Origin of the sequence: Klebsiella sp. MS 92-3 (assembly GCF_000195655.1) — a bacterium.
Lineage (GTDB): Bacteria > Pseudomonadota > Gammaproteobacteria > Enterobacterales > Enterobacteriaceae > Klebsiella > Klebsiella pneumoniae.
The window spans coordinates 1-2,092 of sequence record NZ_GL882850.1; the positions used below are offsets into that span (position 1 = coordinate 1).

Genomic DNA, 2,092 nt, shown 5'->3' on the forward strand with positions numbered 1-2,092 from the left:
CGGTTGCACTCACGCAACCGGGCGTTTTCATTCACTTAGCCCTGGTGAGGCATCAGAGAAGGATCGCCGGCAAAGGCTGGTTTTGTGCTGGATAATGCCGCTTCGTCAGCGCTGATGCTACCGGAATTCGCCGCCCATACCCCTTCATTGGTCTTCGTCACCTGCTGATGCTGGGCATTCAGATCCTGGCCCATCGCCGCAATGTGGGTCGTTTCCGTACCGCCGCTGTTGTCCGCCCAGGGAATGTTGGCGTCAGCGGCGCAAGCCACACCGGTAAAAAACGTTGCAGCGACCAGCGCTGTGGTTAAAAAGCGTTTCATCTCACACCTCATCGATATCATTAACTACCTATAAGTTTACTGAGTGACTATTTTCAAAGTATGTATGAGGTGTAGCGGTTTATGAACAGTGACATAGTTCTAAACATCAGGCATAAAAAAAGCGGCTCCCGGAGCCGCTTATGCTTTTTTCCTGAAAGAAAAAGTTACTTTTTCTTCGCTTTGGCGTTTGGCAGGTCGGTGATGCTGCCTTCGAACACTTCCGCCGCCAGGCCAACGGACTCGTGCAGAGTCGGGTGAGCGTGGATGGTCAGGGCGATGTCTTCAGCGTCACAGCCCATCTCGATAGCCAGGCCGATCTCACCCAGCAGCTCGCCGCCGTTGGTGCCGACAATCGCGCCGCCGATAACACGGTGGGTCTCTTTGTCGAAGATCAGTTTGGTCATACCATCTGCGCAGTCAGAAGCGATAGCACGGCCGGAAGCAGCCCACGGGAAGGTGGCGGTTTCGTAGCTGATGCCTTTCTCTTTCGCTTCTTTCTCGGTCAGACCGACCCATGCCACTTCTGGTTCAGTGTAGGCGATGGATGGGATCACTTTCGGATCGAAGTAGTGTTTCAGACCGGAGATAACTTCTGCGGCAACGTGGCCTTCATGGACACCTTTGTGCGCCAGCATCGGCTGACCGACGATATCGCCGATAGCAAAGATGTGCGGCACGTTGGTGCGCATTTGTTTGTCAACGCGGATGAAGCCGCGATCGTCAACTTCCACGCCAGCTTTACCTGCATCGAGGTTTTTACCGTTCGGTACGCGGCCGATAGCGACCAGCACTGCGTCGTAACGCTGCGCTTCCGCCGGTGCTTTTTTACCTTCCATGGAAACGTAAATACCGTCTTCTTTCGCTTCAACGGCAGTCACTTTGGTTTCCAGCATCAGGTTAAATTTCTTGCTGATGCGTTTGGTGAAGACTTTCACCACGTCTTTGTCGGCAGCCGGGATAACCTGGTCGAACATTTCCACCACGTCAATCTCTGAACCCAGCGCATGGTATACGGTACCCATTTCCAGACCGATGATACCGCCGCCCATCACCAGCATGCGTTTCGGTACAGATTTCAGTTCCAGAGCGTCGGTGGAGTCCCATACGCGCGGATCTTCATGCGGGATAAACGGCAGCTGAATCGGACGGGAACCCGCCGCGATGATAGCGTTGTCGAAGTTGATCACGGTTTTGCCGTTTTCGCCTTCCACTTCCAGGGTGTTAGCGCCGGTAAATTTACCCAGACCGTTAACCACCTTCACTTTACGACCTTTGGCCATGCCAGCCAGACCACCGGTCAGCTGAGTGATGACTTTTTCTTTCCAGGTGCGGATCTTGTCAATGTCAGTTTTCGGTTCGCCGAAAACGATGCCGTGTTCGGCCAGCGCTTTCGCTTCTTCGATAACTTTTGCCACGTGCAGCAGCGCTTTAGAAGGGATACAACCCACGTTCAGACAAACACCACCGAGGGTGCTGTAACGTTCTACGATGACGGTTTCCAGACCTAAATCAGCGCAACGGAAGGCTGCAGAGTAACCTGCGGGGCCTGCCCCAAGTACCACGACCTGAGTTTTGATTTCAGTACTCATCATGACCTCTGTAATTTATATCCGGCGGGTCTGACGCTATTATTCTTACGCCCAAGTCCACCGGGACGTTCTATCCGCGTGTATTTTACAAAATTGTTAACAATTTTTAAACAACAAACGGCAAACGATTTTGTCCTTTGTTGCTGATAATCCCCAACAGCCTGAGGTTATCAGAAAAAAAAC

2 protein-coding genes are annotated in these 2,092 nt (G+C 52.5%); both read right to left on the reverse strand.

Annotated elements, in window-relative coordinates; genetic code table 11:
• Nucleotides 1-35 precede the first annotated feature (35 nt).
• Nucleotides 36-320 (reverse strand): hypothetical protein, encoded by a 285-nt coding sequence (locus HMPREF9538_RS05625; RefSeq protein ID WP_002888732.1) that lies wholly within the window; start codon nucleotides 318-320, stop codon nucleotides 36-38.
• A 164-nt stretch (nucleotides 321-484) separates the two neighbouring features.
• A complete protein-coding gene (gene lpdA / locus HMPREF9538_RS05620; RefSeq protein ID WP_002888731.1) occupies nucleotides 485-1,909 on the reverse strand; it encodes a dihydrolipoyl dehydrogenase in 1,425 nt (474 codons plus the stop codon).
• Nucleotides 1,910-2,092 lie beyond the last annotated feature (183 nt).